This is a genomic window from Variovorax sp. CCNWLW186 (genome assembly GCF_037203865.1).
GTDB lineage: Bacteria > Pseudomonadota > Gammaproteobacteria > Burkholderiales > Burkholderiaceae_C > Variovorax.
The window spans coordinates 399,858-422,471 of the sequence record NZ_JBBCBO010000001.1 but is presented as its reverse complement, the minus strand read 5'-3'; the positions used below and the strand labels follow the sequence as shown (position 1 = coordinate 422,471).

The following is a 22,614-nucleotide window of genomic DNA, read 5'->3' as shown; positions in this document are numbered from 1 at the left end:
ACTTTTGAGCGTCGACCCCCACACGAAAGCGATTCACCATGAAACTGCTCCACGTCGATTCCAGCATCCTGAGTACCAACTCGACCTCCCGCCTCCTCACGGCCGAGATCGTGGCCGCGTGGAAAGCCGCGCATCCGGACACCACGGTCGAATATCTCGACCTTGCCGTGAACACCCCGCCGCATTTCAGCGCCGATGCGCTGGGCATCAAGACGGGCGTGCAGGCCCAGCCGACCGAAGCGCAGCAACGCGAAAACGAGCTTTCCGAAAAGCTCGTGAGCCAGTTCCTCGCCTCCGACGTCATCGTGGTCGGCGCGCCGCTTTACAACTTCTCGATCCCGACCCAGCTCAAGGCCTGGATCGACCGCCTCGCCCAGATCGGCCGCACCTTCAAGTACACCGACAAGGGCCCCGTGGGCCTGGCCGGCGGAAAGACCGTGATCGTGGCGTCCAGCCGCGGCGGCGTCTACTCGACCACCGAAGGCGGCCGGGCCATGGAACACCAAGAGAGCTACCTGACGGCGATCTTCGGCTTCTTCGGCGTTACCGACGTGCGCTTCGTGCGCGCCGAAGGCCTGGCCATGGGTGACGCACCCAAGGCCGCCGCGCTGGCTTCTGCGCGCGCCGACATCCTCACGGCAACGGCCGAAGCCGCGAACCAGAAGGACGTGGCACAAGCTGCCTGAGCCTCGCTCGCGTCAAAACAAAAAGCCGCTCCCAGGAGCGGCTTTTTTTCATGCGTGCCCGATGACGGATCGGTGCATCAGACGGCCGAGTGGATCTTGATCCAGGCGACGTACTTGTCCATCCACCCCTGCAGGAACTTCTTCGTGCCCTCGTTGCCGATGTGGCCCTTGTCGTCGAACAGGCCGTCCTTGAACTGCAGGAATATCTCCGGCGAGCCCATCGTCGGAACGTCGAGGTAAGCCAGCACGTTGCGCAAATGCTGCTGCGCCAGCGCGGTGCCGGTCGCCCCGACCGATATACCGACCACGGCGGCAGGCTTGCCGCCCCAGGCACTCTGCCCATACGGCCGCGATGCATGGTCGATCGCATTCTTCAGTACACCGGGGAACGAGCGGTTGTATTCGGGCGTTACGAACAACAAGCCTTGCGCTGCCGCAATCTCGGTTTTCAGCCGCTTCACAGAAGCCGCCGGGTTGCCGTCGTCGTCCTGGTTGTACAGGGGCAGATTGTCGATGCGCAGATGCTCGAAGGTGAAGTCCGACGGTGCAAGGTGCGCCAGCGCAAGGGCCAACTTTTGGTTGTACGAATCCTTGCGAAGGCTGCCGACGATCACGGCAATTCGGGTCTGGCTCATGAATGAAGCTCCTTGAGATGAGTGAAGGGAAGGAATCCAAATGGTGAAAACCATTATGCGAAGCACCCAAGACCTTTTCCAGAAAAGCTCTTCCATTGCGCCCGCCTTTTCGGCGCCCCAAGCAGGCGCTTTGAATCGAAGGCATCATCGTCCCGGTCCTTTCGACCCCAGGAGCAATGCACGATGAGATTCTTGATGGTGGGTGCCGGCGCACTCGGCGGTTATTTTGGCGGCCGTTTGCTGGAGGCGGGACGCGATGTGACCTTTTTGCTGCGCCCCCGGCGCGCGGCGCAAATCGAGAAGACAGGCCTGGTGGTCCAGAGCCCGTTCGGCAACCTGCAATTGCCCTCGCCGCCCCACGTGCTGGCTGAAGACATCAAGGCGCCATTCGACGTGATCGTGGTCGGCAGCAAGGCCTACGACCTCGACTCGACCATGGAGTCGTTCGCACCGGCTGTGGGGCCGGACACGGTCATCCTCCCCCTGCTCAACGGCATGAGCCACATCGAGCGCCTGGTCGCACGCTTCGGCGACGAGCGCGTGCTGGGCGGCCTTTGCATGATCTCCGCCACGCTGGACAACGAAGGCCGCGTGCTGCATCTCAACGACATGCACGGCCTGAGCTACGGCGAGCGCGCGGGCGGCCGTTCGGCCCGCGTCGATGCCATTGCGGCCCAGTTCGCGGGCGCGAAGTTCGATGCCGCCGCAAGCGAAACCATCTCGCAGGACATGTGGGAGAAATGGGTTTTCATTGCCTCGGCGGCCGGCCTCACGAGCCTGATGCGAGCTTCCATCGGCGACATCGCCAGCGCGGGCGGCCAGGACGTGGCACTTGCGATCTTCGACGAATGCTGCGCCATTGCCTCGCACAACGGCTTCGCACCCCGCCCGGCGGCCATCGAGCGCGGTCGCGCCATCATGACGGCGCCGGGCTCGCCAATGACGGCGTCGATGTACAAGGACATCGTGCGCAGTGCACCGGTCGAGGCGGACCACATCGTGGGAGACCTGCTCGGCCGCGCACCGGCAGGCCGTTCGCCGACGCCTTCGGTGCTGCGCATCGCCTACGTTCACCTGAAAGCCTACGAGGCGCAGCGCGCCCGACAAGCCACCTGACGAGGGTTCCCCGATGACCGACGCCATCGCTTTTCTCCACACCGCGCAGGTTCATGTGCCAACCTTCGAGCGCCTCACCCGCGAGATTGCGCCCGAGCTGGAAGTGCGCCACCTGGTAAGGGAAGAACTGCTGCACGAAGCCCGCGCCTCCGGCATCGACAACCCGAAGTTGGCCGCCCGCGTGCACGACGCCATGCGCGAGGCTGCATCCGACGGCGCCGCCGTGGTTGCATGCACCTGCTCCACCATCGGAGGCATTGCGGAAAAAACCGCGACGGGCGGCGCCTTCACCGCCCAGCGCATCGACCGCGCAATGGCCGAGCGTGCCGTGCGCGCCGGTCCGCGCGTGCTGATTGCCGCAGCGCTCGAAAGCACCCTGGAGCCCACCACTGCGCTGATTCTTTCAACTGCGGCGCAGGCCGGCGCCGGTGTCAAACCGAGCGTGCTCTGGGTCGAAGAAGCCTGGCCGTACTTCGAGGCCGGCGACACCGCCCGCTACATCGAGATGTTGGCCAAGGCCATTCGCACTGCCGCTATCGCAGCCGACGCCGTGGTTCTTGCGCAAGCCTCCATGGCGCCCGTTGCGCATGAGCTCGCAGACCTTGGCATCGAGGTGCTCGCGAGTCCCGCCACGGGCGTCGCGCATGCGGTGGCAACGCTGCGCGCATCGCGCACGGCATGGGCGGCGCAGGCCTCTGCCTTTGCGAGCCCTGCGGCCCGCGCTACTCCGATTTGAGAATCGTCTCGCCCTTCAGCGCGCCCATGTCGCGGATGTTGAAGCGGTGCCGCTTCCATCCCTCCCACGTGCGGCGCATGTGGGTGATAGAGATGAAGTAGTAGAGAAACTTGAACATGCCGAGCGCCCGCCAGATCGGCGTGCCGCGGTAGATGTCGCCGGCCAGCAGCGACATCAGCCCTTCCTTCACGCGGAACGGATTGCCCGGGTGCATGAACATGTCGCGGATGGTCGGATTGGTCACGCGGTAGATGAACCACGAATACTCGCGCGGCCCCTTGCGCATCATGGCCTCGAAATCCTTGCGCGCGGGCGCCAGCTCGGCCGGTTTGTCGAGCGCCGTGGCGACCAGTTCGGCGCCGTCGAATGCGCTGTGCATGGCCAGGTACACGCCGGACGAGAACATCGGGTCGATGAAGGTGAAGGCGTCGCCCAGCATCAGGTAGCGGTCGCCGGTGGCATGGGTGCTCGAGTACGAGAAGTTGCCCGTGGCGTGCACCGCGTCGTCCACGAGCGTGGCGTTCTTCAGTCGGTCCACCAGCACCGGGCACAGCGCGATGGTGTCGTAGAAAAAGTCCTTCAACGGCTTGTCGCGCGTCTTCAGGTAGTAAGGCCAGCAAACCGCGCCCACGCTGGTGGTGCCATCGGCCAGCGGGATGAACCAGAACCAGCCGTGCGGAAACCAGCAGATGCTGATGTTGCCTTCCTTCTTGCCCTCGAGCCTTTCGGCATTGGTGAAGTGGCCGAACAGCGCGGTGCTGTTGTGGTCGGGGTTCTTTTCCTTGCAGCGGAATTTATTGGCCAGCAGCGTGTCGCGGCCCGTGGCATCGACCACAAAGCGCGCGCGCCAGCTGCGCTTGGCACCATCGTCCATCTCGGCCTGGACCGTGGCCCCGTCGGCGTCGAACGCCACGTCGCGCACCTTGCAGCCCTCGATCGTCTGCGCGCCGCGCGTGGCGGCATTGCGGAATAGCAGTTCGTCGAGCTCCGAGCGGCGCACCTGCCAGGCGGAGTCGAGCGACTTGTCCCAGCCTTCGGCAAAGTCCACGTAGCTGCGATGCTCATGGTCCGGCGAGACAAACTCGATGCCGAACTTGGGCATGCCGATCTTCTCGACCTGGTCGCGCACGCCGAGCTTCTCGAAAAGCTCCACGTTGGCCGGCAGCAGCGATTCGCCGATGTGAAAGCGCGGGTGATGCGCCTTTTCGAGCAGCACCACCTTGCGGCCCTGTTGCGCGAGCAGCGCCGAAATCGTCGAACCTGCGGGTCCGCCGCCGATCACGAGCACATCGCAGGATTCGTCGGCCGTCCGCGGCATGGAAGAAGCGGAAGAAGTAGCTTGGGGCGAGGACATGCGGGGGCAAGCACCATTGTTGACAACCGCGAAGCATAGCGCGGCCGGCCGCGGCCGGATCCGCGCGGCATTCCTATGGCGTGCCGGTCTTCGGCGCGTTCTGCAGGCTGGCCTGCGTCACGCTCGCACCAGCGGGCACGTTGTCGGTGATCCACACGTTGCCGCCGATGACGGCGCCCTTCCCCAGCGTCACGCGCCCGAGGATGGTGGCGCCGGCATAGATCACCACGTCGTCTTCCACCACCGGATGGCGCGGCAGGCCCTTCTGCAGGTTGCCCTCGGCATCGGTCGGAAAGCGCTTGGCGCCCAGCGTCACGGCCTGGTAAAGCCGCACGCGCTTGCCGATGACCGCCGTTTCGCCGATCACGACGCCCGTGCCGTGGTCCATGAAAAAGCCCGCGTCGATCTGCGCGCCGGGGTGAATGTCGATGCCCGTTTGCGCATGTGCCAGTTCGGCCACGATGCGCGCCAGGAGCGGCAGGTCGAGCTCGTAGAGCCGGTGCGCGAGCCGGTGGTGAATCATTGCCAGCACGCCCGGGTAGCACAGCAGCACTTCGTCCACGCTGCGCGCCGCAGGGTCGCCCTGGTAGGCCGCGAGCACGTCGCTGTCGAGCAGGCGGCGCAAACCCGGCAACGCGTTCGCAAACTGGCGAACGGCATCGGTGGCAATCTGATCGATCTCGCTCGCGGGGCGCGGATCGTGGCGGGCGTTGAAGTTCAACTCCAGGCGCGCCTGCACCAGCAGCGCGTGCAAGGCGGTGTTCAGCGTGTGGCCGACGTAGAAGTCCTCGCTCTCATGGCGCAGCTCCGGCGGCCCGAGCCGCATGGGAAACAGCGCACCCTTGAGCGACTCCACGATCTGCGCAAGCGCCTCGCGCGACGGAAATTCGCGCGCACCGGGCTCGCGCGAACGGCGCTGCGAGTCGCGCCACTCGTCGCGCGCACCGTGCAGTGCGCGAACGACGTCGCTCACTTCAAAATTGACCATGTTGCTTTCTCCGGGACATGTGTAGCCACACTGTAGAAGCCCCCGGCGCTTGTGCCAAGAACTGAAAACCCGGTGACGCGGCAACTCAAGAAAAGCCCGGCGCCAAAGCGGCGCCGGGTGTCGCAAGCCCGAGGGTCCGTCAGAGCTTTGCGATCGAAACCTCCGTGGACTTGACGAGCGCCACCACGTCGGAGCCCACCTTCAGCTGAAGCTCGTCGACCGAGCGGGTGGTGATGACCGAGGTGACGATGCCCCAGGCGGTTTCGACATCGACTTCGGAGACGACGTCGCCGCGGATGATCTCGCGGACCTTGCCCTTGAACTGGTTGCGTACGTTGATGGCTTGAATGGACATGGTGTTGCTTTCTCTTTCAGGTTGAACGGATGATTCGGGTGGGTGAATGGAAGCGCGCGCTCAGGCGGTCGCGGCGGCCAGCGCCTGGTCGAGGTCGGCCAGCAGGTCGTCGATGTGCTCGATGCCGACCGAAAGGCGTACCGTGTCTTCCGTGACGCCGGCCCGCGCCAACTCTTCGGGCGAGAGCTGCCGGTGCGTGGTAGAGGCCGGATGCGTGGCCAGCGAACGCACGTCGCCGATGTTCACGAGCCGCGTGAAGAGCTTCAGCGCATCGAGAAACTTCGCGCCGCCCTCGCGGCCGCTGCCAATGCCGAAGGTGAGCACGCCGCTCGACTTGCCGCCGAAATACTTCTTCGCCAGTGCGTGATCGGGGTGGTCTTCGAGCGCCGCGTAGTTGACCCAGTTGACGGCCTTGTGCGTCTTGAGGTGCTGCGCCACCGCAAGCGCATTGCTGCTGATGCGGTCCATTCGCAGCGCCAGCGTCTCGATGCCCTGCAGGATCAGGAAGGCATTGAACGGCGAAATGGCCGCGCCTGTGTTGCGAAGCGGCACCACGCGTGCGCGGCCGATGTAGGCGGCCGGGCCCAGCGCTTCGGTGTAGACCACGCCGTGGTAACTCACGTCGGGCTCGTTCAGGCGCCTGAAACGCTCCTTGTGCTGCGCCCACGGAAACTTGCCCGAATCGACGATGGCGCCGCCGATGCTGGTGCCGTGCCCGCCGAGGTACTTGGTGAGCGAATGCACCACGATGTCCGCGCCATGTTCGATAGGCCGGCTCAGGTACGGCGAAGGCACGGTGTTGTCCACGATCAGTGGCACGCCGTGGCGGTGCGCAATCTCGGCAATGGCTGCAATGTCCGTCACGTTGCCGGCCGGGTTGCCGAGCGACTCGACGAACACCGCCTTGGTCTTCTCGTCGAACAGCTTCTCGAAGCTTTTTGGATCGCGGTGGTCGGCAAAGCGCGTGGTAATGCCGAACTGCGGCAACGTGTGCGCGAACAGGTTGTAGGTGCCGCCATACAGCGCGGTGCTGCTGACGATGTTGTCGCCCGCCTCGGCGATGGTCTGGATCGCATAGGTCACGGCCGCCTGGCCCGAGGCCAGCGCGAGCGCCGCAATGCCGCCCTCGAGCGCGGCCACGCGCTGTTCGAGCACGTCCTGCGTCGGGTTGTTGATGCGGGTGTAGATGTTGCCCGGCACCTTCAGGTCGAACAGGTCGGCGCCGTGCTGCGCGCTGTCGAAGGCATAGGCCACCGTTTGATAGATGGGCGGCGCCACGGCGCGCGTGGTCGGCTCGGGCGAGTAGCCGGCGTGCACCGACAGCGTTTCGAATTTCCAGTTCTGCGACATGCAGCTGCCTTTCTGTTTGTGTGAATGAGCGGATTCAGACGGCCCAGCGCAGCGTGTGCGCCGAGGGCTGCAGCCAGGCGGCATCGGTTTCCGCGGGCTCCGTGTCTCCGGCCTTCTGCAGCACGCGGTCGAGAATGCGTTTCTCGATGGCGGCAAAGGCCGGGTCGCCCTGCGAGCGCGGGCGTGCGAGCGCAATGTTCTCGTCGAGCGCAATGCGGCCGTCCTCGATCAGGATCACGCGGTCGGCAAGGGCCACGGCTTCCTGCACGTCGTGCGTGACCAGCAGCGCCGTAAAGCGGTGGCGCTGCCACAGGTTTTCGATGAGCCGGTGCATCTCGATGCGCGTGAGCGCGTCGAGCGCGCCCAGCGGCTCGTCGAGCAGCAGCAGCCGAGGGTGGTGCACCAGCGCGCGTGCCAGCGACACGCGCTGCCGCTGGCCGCCTGAGAGGCGCGCCGGCCATTCGTTCTCGCGGTCCGCCAGGCCCACATGCGCGAGCACATCCTTGCCACGCGCCTTCGCCTCGCCGGGCAAGCCCAGCGTCACGTTGTCGAGCACGCGGCGCCAGGGCAAGAGGCGCGCCTCCTGGAACATGATCCGCGTGTCATCGTGCAAGCCGTCGATCGCCTTGCCGTCCGTATAGAGCCCGCCGGACGTAGCCTCCTCGAGCCCGGCAATGAGCCGCAGCAGCGTGCTCTTGCCGCAGCCGCTGCGCCCCACGATGGCGATGAACTGCCCCGGCTCGATGGTGAGCTGCGTATTGCGCAGCACCTCGCGTTCGCCGTAGCGCTTGTGCAGCCCGCGCGCCTCGAGGCGCACGCCGCCGGCGATGGCTGTTTGCTGGATGTCTTTCAGAACGGCACTCATGATGATTTCAGGCTCGGTTGAAACAGCGCCACATCGAGCGCGTTGATCTTTCTTGGCAACAGCTTTTCCGCGAAGAAGGCATCGGCGATGCGCTGCTGTTCGGCGAGTGCTTCGGCCAGCACCGGGCGTACCGCGTAGCTTCGGCGCGCGTTGGCCTGTTCGATCGTCGCGGCGTCCAGACCCCACACGGGCGACAGCAGGGCCGCCGCTTCCTTCGGGTTCTGCTTGACCCACTTGCCGGTTTTTTCGAGCTCGGCATACACCACGCGCAGTACATCCGCACGTGCCTTTGCGAACTTGGTGCTTGCAAGGTAGTAGCGCTGGTATGAAGCGATGCCCGTGCCGTCAGCCAGCACCCGCACCTTGGCCTGGCGTTGCGCCGCGGCAAGGAACGGATCCCACACCACCCAGGCGTCGATGGCACCGCGCTCGAAAGCGGCCCGTCCGTCGGCCGGTGTCAGGTAGGCGGGATCGATGTCCCTGAACGAGAGGCCGGCCTTCTCCAGCGCAGCGATCAGCAGGTAGTGCGCGCCGGCCGCCTTGGCGAAGCCGATCTTCTTTCCCTTCAGGTCGGCCACCGATTTGAGCGGTGAATCCTCGCGCACCAGAATGGCCTGCGCCGCGGGCGAAGGCGCTTCTTGCGCGACGAAGGTCAGGTCGGCACCGGCGGCCTGCGCAAACACCGGCACCGTGTCGGCCACATCGGCGCTGATGTCCAGGTTGTCGAGGTTCAGCGCCTCGAGCAGCGGCAGGCCGCTGGTGAACTCATGCCAGCTCAGCGTGGCGTTGATCGTTGCAAGCTGCTTTTCGAGCGTGCCCTGCACCTTCAGCAGCGCGATCAGCGTTGAAGACTTCTGGTACCCGAGCCGGACCGTCACAGGCCGAGCGGCCGTGCCCTGGGCCAGCACTGTGCCGGTGCCGAGCGCGCCCAGGCCGGCCAGCCCCGCAACGACGGTGCGGCGAGAGATCGTGGATTGTTTGATCATTCGCCCTGCCCTCACTTCGGCTTCTTCTGGTAGCCAGGGTGCCAGCGCAGCCACCACTGCTCCAGCCCGCGCGCGAACAGGTCGGCCAGCTTGCCGAGCAGCGCATACAAGAGGATGCCCACCAGCACGATGTCGGTCTGCAGGAACTCGCGGGCATTCATCGTGAGGTAGCCGATGCCTGCCTGGGCCGAAATGGTTTCGGCCACGATCAGGATCACCCACATCAGCCCGAGCGAAAAGCGCAGGCCCACCAGAATCGACGACAGCGCGCCCGGCAATATCACCTCGCGGTACAGCTGCCAGCGAGAGAGGCCGTAGGTGCGGCCCATCTCGATCAGCTGCGGATCGACGTTGCGAATGCCGTGAAAGGTGTTGAGATAGATCGGAAAGAACACCGACACCGAGATGAGAAACAGCTTGGCCGACTCGTCGATGCCAAACCACAGGATCACGAGCGGAATGAGCGCCAGCGCGGGAATGTTGCGCACCATCTGAATGGTCGAGTCGAGCAGCGTCTCGAAGAACTTCACCGAGCCTGTCAAGAGGCCCAGCACCAGCCCGGTTCCGCCGCCGATCGCAAGGCCCGCGAGCGCACGCCCCGCGCTTACCTTCACGTGCGTCCAGAGCTCGCCCGAAACCGCCAGGCTCCAGGCCGCCTTGACCACGTCCACCGGCGCCGGAAGCACCCGGGTGGAGAGCCAGCCCAGCGATGAAGCGATCTGCCAGAGGACGATGAGCCCCACCGGCACGAGCCACGGCACCAGCCGGCCCGCAACGTTGGCGCCGAAGGCCTTCAGCGCTCCAGGGGTGCTCTCTCGCGAAGGCGCGAGCGCCGGCAGTTCCTGCACTTGTTCGGTCATGACGGTCCTTAGCTTTGGGATGCGAAGCGCGAAGGCGCATCGAGATTGGCGACGACTTCGCCGAAGGGCCCGCTCAGCGAGCCGCCCGCGAGCCGCGTTTGCGCCTTGCGCGAAAGCAGCGGAAACACCAGCTCTGCGAATCGGTAGGCTTCTTCGAGATGCGGGTAGCCCGAGAGAATGAATTTGTCGAGGCCGAGCGCCGCGTATTCCTCGATGCGCGCCGCCACGGTCTTGGGGTCGCCCACGAGTGCGGTGCCCGCGCCGCCACGCACCAAGCCCACGCCGGCCCAAAGGTTGGGCGAAATTTCCAGGTCGGCACGGGAGCGCTTGGCCCCGCCCGCATGCAGCGCGGCCATGCGGCGCTGGCCTTCGGAGTCCATGCGCGCAAAGGCGGCCTGGGCGCGGATCACCGTGTCATCGTCGACACGGCTGATCAAATCTTCGGCGGCTTTCCATGCCGCGTCTTCGGTTTCGCGCACGATCACATGCAGCCGGATGCCGAACTCGACCTTGCGGCCTTTGCGCGCGGCGCGGTTGCGCACGTCGGCAATCTTCTTGCCCACTTCGGCGGGCGGTTCGCCCCATGTGAGATAGGCATCGACCTGCTCGGCCGCGAGTTCGTGCGCGGCAGCCGACGAGCCGCCGAACCACACCGGCGGATGCGGGTTCTGCACCGGCGGAAACAGCAGCTTCGCGCCCTTCACGCTCAGGTGCTGCCCTTCGTAATCGAAAGACTTGCCGTCGTGGCTGCGCGCAAGAATCTCGCGCCAGATGCGAATGAACTCGGCCGACTGCTCATAGCGCGCCCCATGGTCGAGATACACGCCGTCGCCTTCGAGCTCGGCCTGGTCACCGCCGGTGACCAGGTTCACCAGCAGGCGGCCGCCCGAGAGCCGGTCGAAGGTCGCGGCCATGCGCGCGGCCAGGCTGGGCTGGTGCAGGCCCGGCCGCACCGCGACCAGGAACTTGAGCTTCTTCGTCGCGCCGATCAGGCTCGATGCGATCACCCAGGGGTCTTCGCACGAGCGACCGGTGGGAATCAGCACGCCTTCATAGCCGAGGTTGTCGGCGGCGCCGGCAATCTGCTGCAGGTAGGCCAGGTCGACCTGGCGCGCGCCTTCGGTCGTGCCGAGATAGCGGCTGTCGCCATGGGTGGGTAAAAACCAGAATATCTGCATGTCTTCTTTCCGTCGGTTGGACCTGGCGTCAGATGGCGAAGGAAAAGCCGCGCACGCTGGGCGGTGCGAACCGCAGGCGCGGCAAGGCGGCACGCGAACGGCCGGCCTGCGGCTCGGAAATGCCCCACGCGCGCCTAGTGGTCGCGAGCACGCAATTAGCGCGGCTGCGCAAGGTTTCGCGCGTCACGCAATTCCCGCCGGAGCGGCCTCGAGCACGTTGATCCGCTTCGGAATCAGCTTCAGGTCGAAGAAGGTGTCCGCGATCTTTTGCTGCTCGGCAAGAATCGCCTTGGTGATGGGGCCGGTGCCGTAGACCGCGCGCGCCACCGTCAGGTCGGCCACCGGCTTCGGCAGGCCCCAGAGGGCGGCCAGCTCGGCGGCAAGATCGCTCTTGTTGGTGGTGCCCCAGGCGTCGATCTTGCCGATCTCCTCGGTCACGATGGCCAGCACGTCGGCGTTCTTCGCCGCATAGTCGAGCGACGAGAAGTAGTACGAGCGGTTGCCCACCACGCCGGTCGCGTCGGCCAGCACGCGCGCCTCGAGCGATTTTTCGGCGGCCGCAAGAAACGGATCCCAGATCACCCATGCGTCGACCGAGCCCTTCTCGAAGGCGGCGCGCGCATCGGCCGGCGGCAGGTAGACAAGGTTCAGGTCGCTGTACGCAAGGCCGTGCTTCTCGGCCAGCTTGACGATGAAGTAGTGAACGTTCGAGCCCTTGTTGAGCGCAATCTTCTTTCCCTTCAACTCGGCCACGGTCTTGATGCCCGAACCCTTGGGCACCAGCACCGCTTCCGACTGCGGGCGTTGCAGCGTGGCGGCCACATAGGCCAGCGGCGCCCCCGCGGCCTGCGCAAAGATGGGCGGCGCCTCGCCCACGTCGCCGAAGTCGATGGAGCCGACATTCAGCGCTTCGAGCTGCACCGGGCCGGCGGTGAACTCGGTCCACTTGAGCGACACGCCGAGCGGCGCGAGCCGCTTCTCGAGCGTACCGCGGCCTTTGAGAATGCTGAGCAGGCCTTTCTGCTTGCCGATGCGAAGCTGGCGCGCAGGCGCCTGGGCAAGCGCGCCGAAAGAAGGAAACGCTACCGCGGCGGCAGCGCCCTGCAGCAGGCGACGGCGTGGAATGGAGATCGAAGTCATGAGGTTGTTCTTTCGTGTGCGGAGGAGCAAACCGGGCTCAGGCCGAGATGAAACCGACGATGAGCGCAACGGCCGTGACCACGACCGTGCTGATGGCAAGGTCTCGCAACGCGTGCCAGATGGAACGAGGCGGCGTGTCGAGCGCGGAGTCTTCGGTGGCAACGGGGTTCACGTGTGGTTCCTTTGGGCAAAGCTGTCCCCTCGCCGCATACGGGCGAAAAAAGGGAACTGAGATGGAAGCTGAAGGCGGGGTCGACGGGGAACCCGTCAGACGCTACATCGCACGCGTGAGAACGGCACCGGTTCGAAGCCGTGCGTGGCCGGCAGCTTCAGCCCTTCGGTCGCCAGCACTTCGACGGCTTCGTTGAGCCGCTCGGCCAGGTCGGCATGCACCTGATAGGCGTTCTCGGGTGTCAGCGTGATCTGCGAATCGGTGGCGTAGACACCCGGAAGAATGTGCCGCGCCGAGAGCGCATGCAGCACGGGCCGCAATGCGTAGTCGAGCGCGAGCATGTGGTGCGGGCTGCCGCCGGTGGCCAGCGGCAGCACCGTCTTGCCCTTGAGCGCGTTCTGCGCCAGCAGGTCGAGAAAAACCTTCAGCACGCCGCTGTAAGCCGCCTTGTAGACCGGCGTGGCCACCACGACCACCCGCGCCTGCGCCACCTGCGCAATGGCGCGCTCGATGGCTGGGTGGTCCCAGTCGGCCAGCAGCAGCGCCTGTGCCGGCAGATCGCGGATGGCGAGCCGCTCGATGCGCGCATTGCGACCGGCGAGCCGCTCACCCACGGCCTCGAGCAAGGCGGTGGAACGCGACGGTGCCGAAGGGCTGCCAGCAATCAGGAGAACGGACACAAGAGGCTTTCTTTGCTGTTTTACTTGTAGATCTGGTCGAACGAGCCGCCGTCGGCAAAGTGCGCCTTGTCCGCCTTGGCCCAGCCGCCGAATGCTTCGTCGATGGAAACCAGCGTGAGCTTGGGGAACTGCTTGTCGTACTTGGCCTTGGCCTTTTCCGAGGTCGGGCGGTAGAAGTTGCGGCCCGCAATGTCCTGGCCCTCATCGGAGTACAGGTACTTGAGGTATTCCTCGGCCACGGCGCGCGTGCCCTTCTTGTCGACCACCTTGTCGACCACCGCCACGGTCGGTTCGGCCAGGATGGAAATCGAAGGCACCACGATCTCGAACTTGTCGGTGCCGAACTCCTTCAGCGCCAGGAAGGCTTCGTTCTCCCAAGCCAGCAGCACGTCGCCCACGCCGCGTTGCACGAAGGTGATGGTCGAGCCGCGCGCGCCGGTGTCGAGCACGGGCACGTTCTTGAACAGGCTGCCGATGAATTCCTTGGCCTTGGCATCACTGCCGTACTTGCGCTTGGCAAATTCCCACGCGGCCAGGTAGTTCCAGCGGGCGCCGCCGGAGGTCTTGGGGTTGGGCGTGATCACCTGGACGCCCGGCTTCACCAGGTCGCTCCAGTCCTTCAAGCCCTTGGGGTTGCCCTTTTTCACCAGGAACACGATGGTTGACGTGTACGGCGCCGAGTTTTGCGGCAGGCGCTTCTGCCAGCCCTCCTTGACGACCCCGCCATGCTTGACCAGCGCGTCGATGTCACCGCCCAGCGCCAGCGTGGCCACGTCGGCGTCGATGCCGTCGATGATGGAACGCGCCTGCTTGCCCGAGCCGCCATGCGACTGCTTGATGGTCACGTCCTGGCCGGTCTTGGCCTTCCAGTATTTGGCGAAGGCGCGGTTGTAGTCGACATACAGCTCGCGCGTCGGGTCGTACGACACGTTCAGCAGCGTCACCGGGCCCGCGCCCTGTGCAAACGACGGCAATGCTGTCAGGGCCATGGCACCGGCCACGCCGGCCCCCAGGGAAAGCTTGATAAAGTCGCGGCGAAGGCTCATGGTGTCTTACTCAAAAGGCATATCAATGAAGCTACGTATTCTGAATACGGCATATGGAAACTGGAACGACCGAGTTCTCAGTTCTAAATAGCAAAATCAACTAAGCAACCGCTTTCCCCACCAGAGGCAATCAAAAATGGCACGCATGGTTCAGTGCATCAAGCTCGGCAAAGAGGCCGAAGGGCTCGACTTCCCGCCCTATCCCGGGGAACTGGGCAAGCGCCTGTGGGAGAACGTCAGCAAGGAGGCTTGGGCCGCCTGGCTCAAGCAGCAGACGATGCTGGTCAATGAAAACCGGCTGAACCTGGCCGATCTGCGGGCCCGCCAATACCTTGCCCGCCAGATGGAAAAGCACTTCTTCGGCGAAGGCGCCGACGTCGCCCAGGGCTACGTTCCCCCGTCGAACTAAGACCGCCTTGGCCGCCGAGCCCGTCGCCTGGCGCGCCGACGGCGTGCCGTACAGCGAGCGCTTCGGCGGCATCTACCACACCGAAACCGGGGCACTGGCGCAGGCTCGCCATGTGTTTCTGGGCGGATGCGGCCTGCCCGAAGCGTGGTCTGGACGGTCGAAATGGCTGATTCTCGAAACCGGATTCGGGCTGGGCCTCAACTTTCTGACAACCTGGCAGGCGTGGCGCGCGGACGCGAACCGGCCGCGCGTGCTGCACTTCGTCTCGGCCGAGGCACATCCAGTCGGGCCTGAAGACCTGCTGCGCGCCGCCGGGGCCTACCCGGAGCTGATGCCGCTGGCTGAGGAGTTGGCCGCGCAGTGGCACGGGCTGCTGCCGGGCTTTCACCGGCTGGCCTTCGACCAAGGCCGCGTGCTGCTCACGCTGTGCATCGGCGACGTGCAGCCGATGCTGCGCGCGCAGCGCTTCGAGGCCGACAGCATCTTTCTGGATGGCTTCAGCCCAGAGCAGAACCCTGCCATGTGGTCACCCGACACGCTCAAGGCCGTGTCACGCTTTGCCCGCCAGGGCACCGGCCTCGCCACTTGGACCTGTGCCCGGGCCGTGCGCGATGCGCTTTCGCAGAACGGTTTCCAGCTTGAAACCCGGCCAGGCCTGCCGCCCAAGCGCGACAGCCTCGCCGGCGTGTTCGCGCCGGCCTGGACGGTGCGCCGCCGCGGCCCCGCGCCTGAACATGTCGAAACGCCTGGCCGCTGCGCGGTCATCGGCGCCGGGCTGGCCGGCGCGGCCGTTGCCGCCAGCGTTGCGCGGCGCGGGTGGCAGGTCACCGTGGTCGATGCAGCCGACCGCCCTGCCGCCGGCGCTTCGGGTCTGCCGGTCGGCGTGCTGGCGCCGCATGTCTCGCCCGACGATGCCCTGCTCTCGCGGCTTACGCGTGCCGGCATCCGCGCCACCTGGCTGGAGTTGGAGCGCCTGCTGCAAGAAGGCCGCGACTGGCGCGCCGCCGGTGTGCTGGAGCGCCGGCCCGAAGGCGACACGCGCGTGCCCGCCGGGTGGAGCGAGAGCGGCCCGAACGAATCGTGGCCCGCCAGCGCCGCGCAACTGGCGAATGCCGGCTTGCCCGCCGACGCACCCGCGCTCTGGCATGCGCGGGCGGGCTGGGTCCGTCCTTCAAGGCTGATCGAAGGCTGGCTGCGCGAGCCGGGCATCGAGTTTCGCGGCAACGCGCCGGTCGCACGCCTGTCACGCAGCGCGGCCGGCTGGCAGCTCTGGGATGCTGCCGACCGGTTGCTGGCTGAAGCCGACCGCGTTGTCATCGCAGCAGGCTACGAATCGGGCCGCTTCGCGCCCGAGCTTCCGCTGCAGCCGGTGCGCGGCCAAGTCGCGTGGGGCCGCATGGCGGACGACCTTGCATTGCCCGCCACGCCACTCAACGGCGACGGCCATCTGATCGCCCACGTACATGGAGGCGAAGGCGCCCTGCTCTGGCTGTGTGGCGCCACCTTCGACCGCGACAGTACCGACCTGGCACCCCACGCCAATGATGCCGAGGCAAACAAAGAGCGCCTGAAGCGCCTGCACCCCGGCGCCGCGGCAACTCTCGCACCGGCTTTCGAAAGCGGCGAGGCCGAACACTGGGTGGGCATCCGTTGCGCCTCGGGCGACCGCCGCCCGCTGGTCGGCCCACTGAACGAGGCCGGCCTCTGGGCCTGCACCGCGCTGGGTTCGCGAGGGCTCAGCTTTGCGGCGCTGTGCGCCGAACTGCTGGCCGCGAAATGGCACGGCGAGCCGCTGCCGCTGCCGGCCAACCTGGCCAAGGCCCTCGGCACCGAAAGAACCGCGCCCTAGGCGCCAACGTTGCCGGCCGGCGCCAGCATGTGGTCGATCTTGCTGTCGCCGTAGACGCGCACCACCTCGGCAATGACGACCTTGTAGCCGTCGAGCCAGTTGGCCTGCGCCGCCTTGGCTTGCTGGTGCACGGGGTGCCGGATCAGCGCCTGCAGCGCTTCGAGCGAATCCCAGTAGTAGACGTTCGACACCAACTCGTTGCTCGTGTTCTCCCATGTCTCCTCGCCCAGGTAGCCGGGCAGCGACTTCGCGGCCGCCGCAATGGTCTGGTCGAGACGATGGAACTCGTCGTCGAACTGCTTCTTGGCAAAGATGAAGGTGGCGGAGTACATGTGGCGTCGATGCGGTGGTGGTGAAGGCCGTTCGGGCGCCGATTCTGCGGCATAGGACCGCGGCAAGCCGACGGAAAGCCACCGCTCGCCCCGCCGACACGTGAGAATGCACCGCATGGCCATTCAGTACGACATCACGCACACCACCGTCTACCGCTACAAGAAACCGGTGACCTTCGGGCTGCACCGCGTCATGTTCCGGCCCCGCGACAGCCACGACCTGCGGGTGTTGGCCACCGACCTGCAGGTGAGCCCGCAATCTTTCACCAGGCTGATCCAGGACCCGCACTCCAACTCGGTTGCGCTGGTGCAGCCCATGGGCGAGGCCACCGAGCTGCGCATCGTGTGTTCCTTCACCATCGAGCATGTGCCGGCGCAGCAGGACCAGCTCGCGCTCGACCCAGCCGCCGAATTCCTGCCCTTTGCCTATTCGGTGCAGGAGCGCCTCGACCTTGAGCACTACCTGCGCCCGCATCATGACGACGATGCGAACGGCACGCTGATCCGCTGGGCCCACCAGTTCCTGCACACCGACAAGCCCAACAGCACGCGCGAAGTGCTCACGCGCATGAACGCGCACATCGGCCAGAGCCTCGAATACAAGGCACGCGACGAGGAAGGCACGCAGACGCCGCTGCAGACGCTGGCGCTCGGCAGCGGCAGTTGCCGCGACTACGCGCTGCTGATGATGGAAGCCACGCGCCGCCTGGGCATTGCCACCCGCTTTGTCTCGGGCTACATCTACGACGCCGCGCTCGACCGCGCGGCCCAGTCGCCCGGCGAATCGATGACCGGCGCCGGCACCACGCACGCCTGGCTGCAGGCCTACCTGCCGGGCGTCGGCTGGCTGGCATTCGACCCGACCAACAACCTCATGGGCAGCGGCCAGTTGATCCGCGTCGGCGTCACGCGAGACCCGGCACAGGCCGCGCCGATCTCGGGCAGTTGGTATGGCGACGCCGAGGCCTACGACGGTCTTGAGGCCACGGTGGTGGTCACGCGCCGCAAGGAATGACGCCTCCGCGCGCCGGCATGGCGCGGGTGTCGCGTACGAGATAGCAGCTACGGGAAAGCCCGGGCCGATGCGCCCGGCAACGCCCCTACGCTGCGCCGCCGGTCCAGCGAAATAGCACGGTCGTTCTCTACGGCCTGGCAATGCACCGCTGCGCCGGGCTTCTTCTTCCCAACACCACAAGAACGGAGAGAGACATCCCATGCATTCCGCGCGCCTGACACTTCTTGCCCTTGCAGCCAGCCTTGCCGTCGCATCCTGCGGCGGTGGTGGCGGTGGGGGCGGCTTTGCGTTCACCCCGCTGCCGCCGGCTCCGGCCCCCGCGCCGCCCCCTCCTCCTCCACCGCCCCCGCCGCCGCCGGAAGAGACGCGCCTGCAAGACAGCCGCAACTCGTTCGCGCCCGCCGATGCTTCAGCGACCACCTTCGCGGCGCTCGCCTCGGACGCCAGCGACACCATCGACAACGCCACCACCAGCCGCTGGGCCGGCATGCTCGGCGCCGCGCAATACCAAGTCGAGGTGCCTGCCAACTGGAACGGCAAGCTGGTGATGTATGCGCACGGCTATGCGGGTGAAAGCAACCTGCTGAAGGTGAACGCCCCATCGATCCGCCGCTATCTCATCCAGAACGGCTACGCCTGGGCCGCGTCGAGCTACAGCAAGAATTTCTATGACGTGCGCGCCGGCGTCGAAGACACCAACGCGCTGGCCCTGCAGTTCAACGCCATTGCCAAGGCCAACGGCCGAGAGCTTGCGGCGCCTTCAAAAATCTACATCACCGGCCATTCGATGGGCGGCCACATCACCGCGGCGGCCATCGAGGACGAGGCTTTCGCCACGGCCAACCACAAGGTCAGGTACAACGGCGCGGTGCCGATGTGCGGCGTGCTGGGCGACACCGAGCTGTTCGACTACTTTGCAGGCGCACAGATTGCCGCACAGGCACTGGCAGGTCTGCCCAAGTACCCGACCGTCAACTGGCTGGACATCAGGACGCAGGTCACGGCCACGCTCTACACGGCCTTTCCGGGCACACCCACGGCCACCGGCCTGAAGTTCGGATCGGTGGTGAAGAACCTCACGGGCGGCGAGCGGCCGATGTTCGATCTCGGGTTCACGCAGGGCGGTTCGTTCGCGGCGGTCTGGGGCGTGTTCGGCAGCGACGGCACGGTCAACGGCATCCTGAACAAGAGCACGCTCGACACCAACCGCTTCACCTACACCATCGACGGCGACGTGGCGGGAACGACCGCGCTGAACGCATCGGTGCTCAAGCTCACCGCGGCACCCGACGCCAACCGGTTGCGCACCGACGGCCTGCGCTGGATTCCCAAGGCGAACGGCGAATTCAAGATCCCGGTGGTTTCGCTGCACACGCTGGGCGACCTGTACGTGCCCTTCAGCATGCAGCAGATCTACAACCAGCGCGTTGCGGCCAAGGGCAACAGCGACTGGCTGGTACAGCGCGCCGTGCGCGGCATCTCCCATTGCGACTTCACGATCGCCGAGCAGGTCGAAGCCTTCGACGCCATGATCAAGTGGGAGCGCGACGGCGTGAAGCCGGCGGGTGATGACGTGGTCACGGCTGCCACGGTGGCGGATCCGGCCTATGGCTGCACCTTCACCCGACCTCTTGGCACGGTGGACGAAGGCCCCACGAGCCAGGCGACGCGGCCGGGCGCGGCGGCGGCGCGCCCTTGCCCACCGTAAAAAAGCGCAAGGGGTTCTGGCCGGCGTGCAAGCGCCGGTCGAGTGGCTGAACCGGCAGGTCGATAAACGTCGATAAAAGGCACGGGTACGCGGCATTGACGCACGCCACGTTCGGCGGCAATGTCGCTCCCATCGGCCTGGCATCGATGGCTCACTCGCACGGGACAGCACATGAGAACCCTCGCATTCACCGCAGCCGCGCTCACAGCCGCGGCGCTGGCCTGGCCTGTCGCGTCTTCGTCCACCGAGCCGCCCCGGCGCGTGCCCGCGCCCAAGGTCGACGTCATGGCCTCGCCCACCACCAAATACGAAACCGCCGTGTTCGCCGGCGGCTGCTTCTGGGGCGTGCAGGGCATATTCCAGCGCGTCAAGGGCGTGAACAACGCCGTGTCGGGCTATGCCGGCGGCGAATCGAAGACGGCACGCTATGAGCGCGTGGGTTCCGGCAACACCGGCCATGCCGAATCGGTGCGTATCACGTACGACCCGCAGCAGATCAGCTACGGCAAGCTGCTGCAGATCTATTTCTCGGTAGCGCACGATCCGACCGAGCTGAACCGGCAAGGGCCCGACACGGGCCCTCAATACCGCTCCACCGTGTTCGCCGAGAACATCGAGCAGGCCCGCGTTGCAAGGGACTACATCGTGCAGTTGAACCAGGCCAAGACCTTCGGCAAGCCGCTGGCGACCACCATCGAAATGTCGAAGCCTTTTTATGCGGCCGAGGCCTACCACCAGGACTTTCTCACGCGCCACCCGCGGCACGGCTATATCGTGATCCACGACATGCCGAAGATCGAAAACCTGAAGAAGCTGTTCCCGGAAAGCTACCGGTCGACCCCTGTGCTGGTGAACCCGGCAAAGGGCGGCTGAACTCAGCCGGGCCCGGGTGCGTCCGCCAGCGCGTCGTAGTTGCCGCGGCGCGCGGCCTGGTTGCAGCGGGCGCGGTGCACAAGCGCCTTCTGCGCCGCAGCGACATTGGCGGCGTCACCCTTCCATGCATCCAGCGCCGGCTGCTGAACGGCGCGCGAGTATGAGAACGCAAGCGCCCACGGCAGCCGCGATGCGAACCGCGCGTTCATGGCGTTCAACCGGGCCGAAGCAAGTTGCGCCGACTGCCCTCCCGAAAGGAACGCGATGCCCGGCACGGCTGCGGGCACGGTGCGCAGCAGGCAGGTCACCGTGGCGTCGGCCACCTCATCCACGCTCTCCTGGATCGGGCAGGCCTGGCCGGGCAAGACCATGTTGGGCTTCAAGAGCATGCCCTCCAGCAGCACGCCCTGCAAACGCAATTGAACGAAGACCGCATGCAGCGTTTCTTCGGTGATTTCCGCGCAGCGTGCGAGGAAATGGTCTCCGTCCATCAGCACTTCGGGTTCGACGATGGGAACCAGCCCGGCCTCCTGGCACAGGGCCGCGTAGCGGGCCAGCGCATGGGCATTGACCTCGATGCACGCACGGCTCGGCAAACCGGGGCCCGGTGTGATGACGCCGCGCCATTTGGCAAAGCGTGCCCCCATGCCGGCGTACTCGGCGAGCCGCTCGCGAAGGCCGTCGAGGCCCTCGGTCACCGTCTCGCCGGGGTGGCCCGCCAGAGGCTTCGCGCCCGTGTCGACCTTGATGCCCGGAATGATGCCCGCCGCCTCGAGTGCCGAGACAAAGGTCGCGCCCCCGCTCGTGCGCTGCCGGATCGTTTCGTCAAAAAGAATCGCCCCGCTGATGCTTGCGCCAAGGCCGGGCGCGGTCACGATCAGCTCGCGCCAGCTGCGGCGTGCGTCTTCGGTCTGGGGAATGTTCAGCTTCGCAAAGCGCTTGTGGCAGGTGGCGTTGCTCTCGTCCATGGCCAGCAAGCCCTTGTCGCCGGCAACCAGCGCCTGTGCGGTATCGATCAATGCCTGTGCAGTCATGATGCTGTGGCCCTCGCTTGCGAATGATCGTACGCCTCTGCCCGGCCTCCGGCTAGATCACGTTCTTCTCGACCAGCGGCCTGTTTTCGAGAATGCGCGTAAACGAAACCGGCGACAGGTCGAGGCTGCGGTATTCGCCGTAGCGGATGAGCTCCGCCACGCCCCGCCCCGCCGCAGGGCATTGCTGCAGCCCATGCCCTGAGAAGCCGTTGGCAAAGTAGAGGTTGTCGCAGCCCGGATGCAGCCCGAGGATTGCGTTGTGGTCGAAAACGTTCATCTCGTAGTAGCCGGCCCATGCGCTTGTCATGCGAATGGCCTCGAACGCCGGCACGCGCGCAGCCAGCGCCGGCCAGATGAAATCGTCGAACACGCGGTAGTCAACCTCGAGCGGCGCATCGTCGCGGTCCCGGTCCTGCGGCGGTGCAAAGCCGCAGATGAAACGGCGGCCTTCGGGGCGCAGCCAGATGCCCGAGGTGTCGATGATCAGCGGGCAGCCCGGCAAGGTGTCGGGGCACGAAAAGCTGAACACCATGCGCCGGCGCCCGCGCACCGGCAAGTCGATGCCGGCCCAGCCCGCCACCTTGGCGGCCCAGGCGCCCGCCGCGTTGACCACCACGTCGGCCTCGAGCGGATCGCCGATGTCCAGCTCCACGCCCGTCAACGCACGGCCGCTGCGCTGCAGCCCGGTTGCCTTTGCCTGCACATAGCGCGCGCCCTGTGAAATGGCCTTCTTCCGGAACGCCTGCAGCAGGCTGTAGCCGTCGTACCAGCCCTCACCCGAAAGGCCCAGCGAAGCCAGCGCGATGCCTTCGGTCGAAATCCACGGAAAGCGAGCCTTCAGCTGTTCCGGCGTCATCAGCACCACATCGACCCGATGCGCCTTCTGCGTTGCATGGTTCTCGCGCAGCACGTCCACGCCCTCCAGTGGGGCCAGGTACAAGTACCCGGGCTCGACCAGGCCGATGTCGGGCACGTTGTCGCCCACGCGCAGGGTTTCGCCAAGCCGGCGAAAAAACTCGATGCCGTAGAGCGACATCTCGATGTTGATGGCGGTGGAGAACTGCTGCCGGATCGAGCTCGCCGACAAGGCCGACGATGCCTGCGTGTACGAGAAGTCGCGCTCGACCACGGTCACGTCGAACGGCTCCTGCGACGGGTCCTGGTTCAGAAAATAGGCAATCGCAGAGCCGATGGCCCCGCCGCCGATGATCACCACACGACGCATGAAATCCCTTTCTTGCTGCTCG

General features: G+C 66.1%; 25 protein-coding genes. 8 read left to right on the top strand and 17 right to left on the bottom strand.

The annotated features are described in order from the left end of the window. Window positions 1-38 precede the first annotated feature (38 nt). The gene (locus tag V9K97_RS02095; RefSeq protein WP_337315981.1) at window positions 39-686 is read left to right on the top strand and encodes an FMN-dependent NADH-azoreductase; all 648 of its coding nucleotides are present in this window, start codon (window positions 39-41) and stop codon (window positions 684-686) included. Window positions 687-763: 77 nt separating this feature from the next. Here V9K97_RS02095 and V9K97_RS02090 read toward each other — a convergent pair whose 3' ends face one another. Beyond that, the gene (locus tag V9K97_RS02090; protein WP_337315980.1) at window positions 764-1,321 is read right to left on the bottom strand and encodes an NADPH-dependent FMN reductase; all 558 of its coding nucleotides are present in this window, start codon (window positions 1,319-1,321) and stop codon (window positions 764-766) included. A 183-nt stretch (window positions 1,322-1,504) separates the two neighbouring features. Here V9K97_RS02090 and panE point away from each other — a divergent pair, with 183 nt between their 5' ends. Both panE and V9K97_RS02080 read left to right on the top strand, forming a co-directional pair. Next, window positions 1,505-2,437, top strand: a complete 933-nt coding sequence (gene panE / locus V9K97_RS02085; protein WP_337315979.1) for a 2-dehydropantoate 2-reductase — start codon at window positions 1,505-1,507, stop codon at window positions 2,435-2,437. Window positions 2,438-2,450: 13 nt separating this feature from the next. Continuing rightward, complete coding sequence (locus tag V9K97_RS02080; RefSeq protein ID WP_337315978.1) at window positions 2,451-3,173, top strand: Asp/Glu/hydantoin racemase; 723 nt, start codon at window positions 2,451-2,453, stop codon at window positions 3,171-3,173. Here V9K97_RS02080 and V9K97_RS02075 read toward each other — a convergent pair. The 13 genes from V9K97_RS02075 to V9K97_RS02015 all read right to left on the bottom strand — a co-directional run bounded on the left by V9K97_RS02075 (window position 3,160) and on the right by V9K97_RS02015 (window position 14,147). Beyond that, complete coding sequence (locus tag V9K97_RS02075; protein WP_337315977.1) at window positions 3,160-4,527, bottom strand: NAD(P)/FAD-dependent oxidoreductase; 1,368 nt, start codon at window positions 4,525-4,527, stop codon at window positions 3,160-3,162. The two genes, V9K97_RS02080 and V9K97_RS02075, sit on opposite strands and share 14 nt — an antisense overlap. 73 nt (window positions 4,528-4,600) lie before the next feature. After that, window positions 4,601-5,515: a serine O-acetyltransferase EpsC gene (gene epsC / locus V9K97_RS02070; RefSeq protein ID WP_337315976.1), complete on the bottom strand. Its 915-nt coding sequence runs from the start codon at window positions 5,513-5,515 to the stop codon at window positions 4,601-4,603. A gap of 139 nt (window positions 5,516-5,654) precedes the next feature. Further along, window positions 5,655-5,870: a TOBE domain-containing protein gene (locus V9K97_RS02065; RefSeq protein WP_007829250.1), complete on the bottom strand. Its 216-nt coding sequence runs from the start codon at window positions 5,868-5,870 to the stop codon at window positions 5,655-5,657. Between the two features lie 60 nt (window positions 5,871-5,930). Beyond that, window positions 5,931-7,220 carry an O-acetylhomoserine aminocarboxypropyltransferase/cysteine synthase family protein gene (locus V9K97_RS02060; RefSeq protein ID WP_337315975.1) on the bottom strand — a complete coding sequence of 430 codons (1,290 nt, stop codon included), beginning with the start codon at window positions 7,218-7,220 and terminating at the stop codon, window positions 5,931-5,933. A 34-nt stretch (window positions 7,221-7,254) separates the two neighbouring features. After that, a complete protein-coding gene (locus V9K97_RS02055) occupies window positions 7,255-8,085 on the bottom strand; it encodes an ATP-binding cassette domain-containing protein (RefSeq protein ID WP_337315974.1) in 831 nt (276 codons plus the stop codon). Continuing rightward, window positions 8,082-9,071 (bottom strand): aliphatic sulfonate ABC transporter substrate-binding protein, encoded by a 990-nt coding sequence (locus tag V9K97_RS02050; protein WP_337315973.1) that lies wholly within the window; start codon window positions 9,069-9,071, stop codon window positions 8,082-8,084. The genes V9K97_RS02055 and V9K97_RS02050 overlap by 4 nt, the downstream gene beginning before the upstream one ends. 11 nt (window positions 9,072-9,082) lie before the next feature. Then, window positions 9,083-9,931, bottom strand: coding sequence for an aliphatic sulfonate ABC transporter permease SsuC (gene ssuC, locus V9K97_RS02045; RefSeq protein WP_337315972.1), 849 nt, complete (start codon window positions 9,929-9,931; stop codon window positions 9,083-9,085). A gap of 8 nt (window positions 9,932-9,939) precedes the next feature. Then, a complete protein-coding gene (gene ssuD / locus V9K97_RS02040) occupies window positions 9,940-11,109 on the bottom strand; it encodes an FMNH2-dependent alkanesulfonate monooxygenase (protein WP_337315971.1) in 1,170 nt (389 codons plus the stop codon). A gap of 28 nt (window positions 11,110-11,137) precedes the next feature. Further along, complete coding sequence (locus V9K97_RS02035; RefSeq protein WP_337315970.1) at window positions 11,138-11,296, bottom strand: hypothetical protein; 159 nt, start codon at window positions 11,294-11,296, stop codon at window positions 11,138-11,140. Then, window positions 11,293-12,249, bottom strand: coding sequence for a sulfonate ABC transporter substrate-binding protein (locus V9K97_RS02030; protein ID WP_337315969.1), 957 nt, complete (start codon window positions 12,247-12,249; stop codon window positions 11,293-11,295). The genes V9K97_RS02035 and V9K97_RS02030 overlap by 4 nt, the downstream gene beginning before the upstream one ends. 37 nt (window positions 12,250-12,286) lie before the next feature. Further along, window positions 12,287-12,421 (bottom strand): hypothetical protein, encoded by a 135-nt coding sequence (locus V9K97_RS02025; protein ID WP_309957588.1) that lies wholly within the window; start codon window positions 12,419-12,421, stop codon window positions 12,287-12,289. Between the two features lie 95 nt (window positions 12,422-12,516). Beyond that, on the bottom strand, window positions 12,517-13,101 hold the full coding sequence (gene ssuE, locus V9K97_RS02020) for an NADPH-dependent FMN reductase (RefSeq protein WP_337315968.1): 585 nt from the start codon (window positions 13,099-13,101) through the stop codon (window positions 12,517-12,519). A 20-nt stretch (window positions 13,102-13,121) separates the two neighbouring features. Beyond that, on the bottom strand, window positions 13,122-14,147 hold the full coding sequence (locus V9K97_RS02015; RefSeq protein ID WP_337315967.1) for a sulfate ABC transporter substrate-binding protein: 1,026 nt from the start codon (window positions 14,145-14,147) through the stop codon (window positions 13,122-13,124). 136 nt (window positions 14,148-14,283) lie between these two features. On the opposite strand from V9K97_RS02015, the gene V9K97_RS02010 reads away from it, so the two are divergent. Beyond that, complete coding sequence (locus V9K97_RS02010; RefSeq protein WP_012748083.1) at window positions 14,284-14,556, top strand: oxidative damage protection protein; 273 nt, start codon at window positions 14,284-14,286, stop codon at window positions 14,554-14,556. A gap of 7 nt (window positions 14,557-14,563) precedes the next feature. Beyond that, a complete protein-coding gene (gene mnmC, locus V9K97_RS02005; RefSeq protein WP_337315966.1) occupies window positions 14,564-16,405 on the top strand; it encodes an FAD-dependent 5-carboxymethylaminomethyl-2-thiouridine(34) oxidoreductase MnmC in 1,842 nt (613 codons plus the stop codon). Here mnmC and V9K97_RS02000 read toward each other — a convergent pair. Then, window positions 16,402-16,737 (bottom strand): antibiotic biosynthesis monooxygenase family protein, encoded by a 336-nt coding sequence (locus V9K97_RS02000; RefSeq protein WP_337315965.1) that lies wholly within the window; start codon window positions 16,735-16,737, stop codon window positions 16,402-16,404. The genes mnmC and V9K97_RS02000 overlap by 4 nt on opposite strands. 115 nt (window positions 16,738-16,852) lie before the next feature. Between V9K97_RS02000 and V9K97_RS01995 the strand changes: the two genes are divergently transcribed. The 3 genes from V9K97_RS01995 to msrA all read left to right on the top strand — a co-directional run bounded on the left by V9K97_RS01995 (window position 16,853) and on the right by msrA (window position 20,333). Next, window positions 16,853-17,752 carry a transglutaminase family protein gene (locus V9K97_RS01995; protein WP_258506031.1) on the top strand — a complete coding sequence of 300 codons (900 nt, stop codon included), beginning with the start codon at window positions 16,853-16,855 and terminating at the stop codon, window positions 17,750-17,752. A gap of 199 nt (window positions 17,753-17,951) precedes the next feature. Further along, on the top strand, window positions 17,952-19,460 hold the full coding sequence (locus V9K97_RS01990; protein WP_337315964.1) for an alpha/beta hydrolase family protein: 1,509 nt from the start codon (window positions 17,952-17,954) through the stop codon (window positions 19,458-19,460). 171 nt (window positions 19,461-19,631) lie between these two features. Further along, the gene (gene msrA, locus V9K97_RS01985; RefSeq protein WP_337315963.1) at window positions 19,632-20,333 is read left to right on the top strand and encodes a peptide-methionine (S)-S-oxide reductase MsrA; all 702 of its coding nucleotides are present in this window, start codon (window positions 19,632-19,634) and stop codon (window positions 20,331-20,333) included. Window positions 20,334-20,335: 2 nt separating this feature from the next. Here msrA and V9K97_RS01980 read toward each other — a convergent pair whose 3' ends face one another. Both V9K97_RS01980 and V9K97_RS01975 read right to left on the bottom strand, forming a co-directional pair. Then, window positions 20,336-21,367 (bottom strand): class I fructose-bisphosphate aldolase, encoded by a 1,032-nt coding sequence (locus V9K97_RS01980; RefSeq protein WP_337315962.1) that lies wholly within the window; start codon window positions 21,365-21,367, stop codon window positions 20,336-20,338. A 52-nt stretch (window positions 21,368-21,419) separates the two neighbouring features. Beyond that, complete coding sequence (locus V9K97_RS01975; protein WP_337315961.1) at window positions 21,420-22,592, bottom strand: NAD(P)/FAD-dependent oxidoreductase; 1,173 nt, start codon at window positions 22,590-22,592, stop codon at window positions 21,420-21,422. Between the last annotated feature and the right edge of the window lie 22 nt (window positions 22,593-22,614).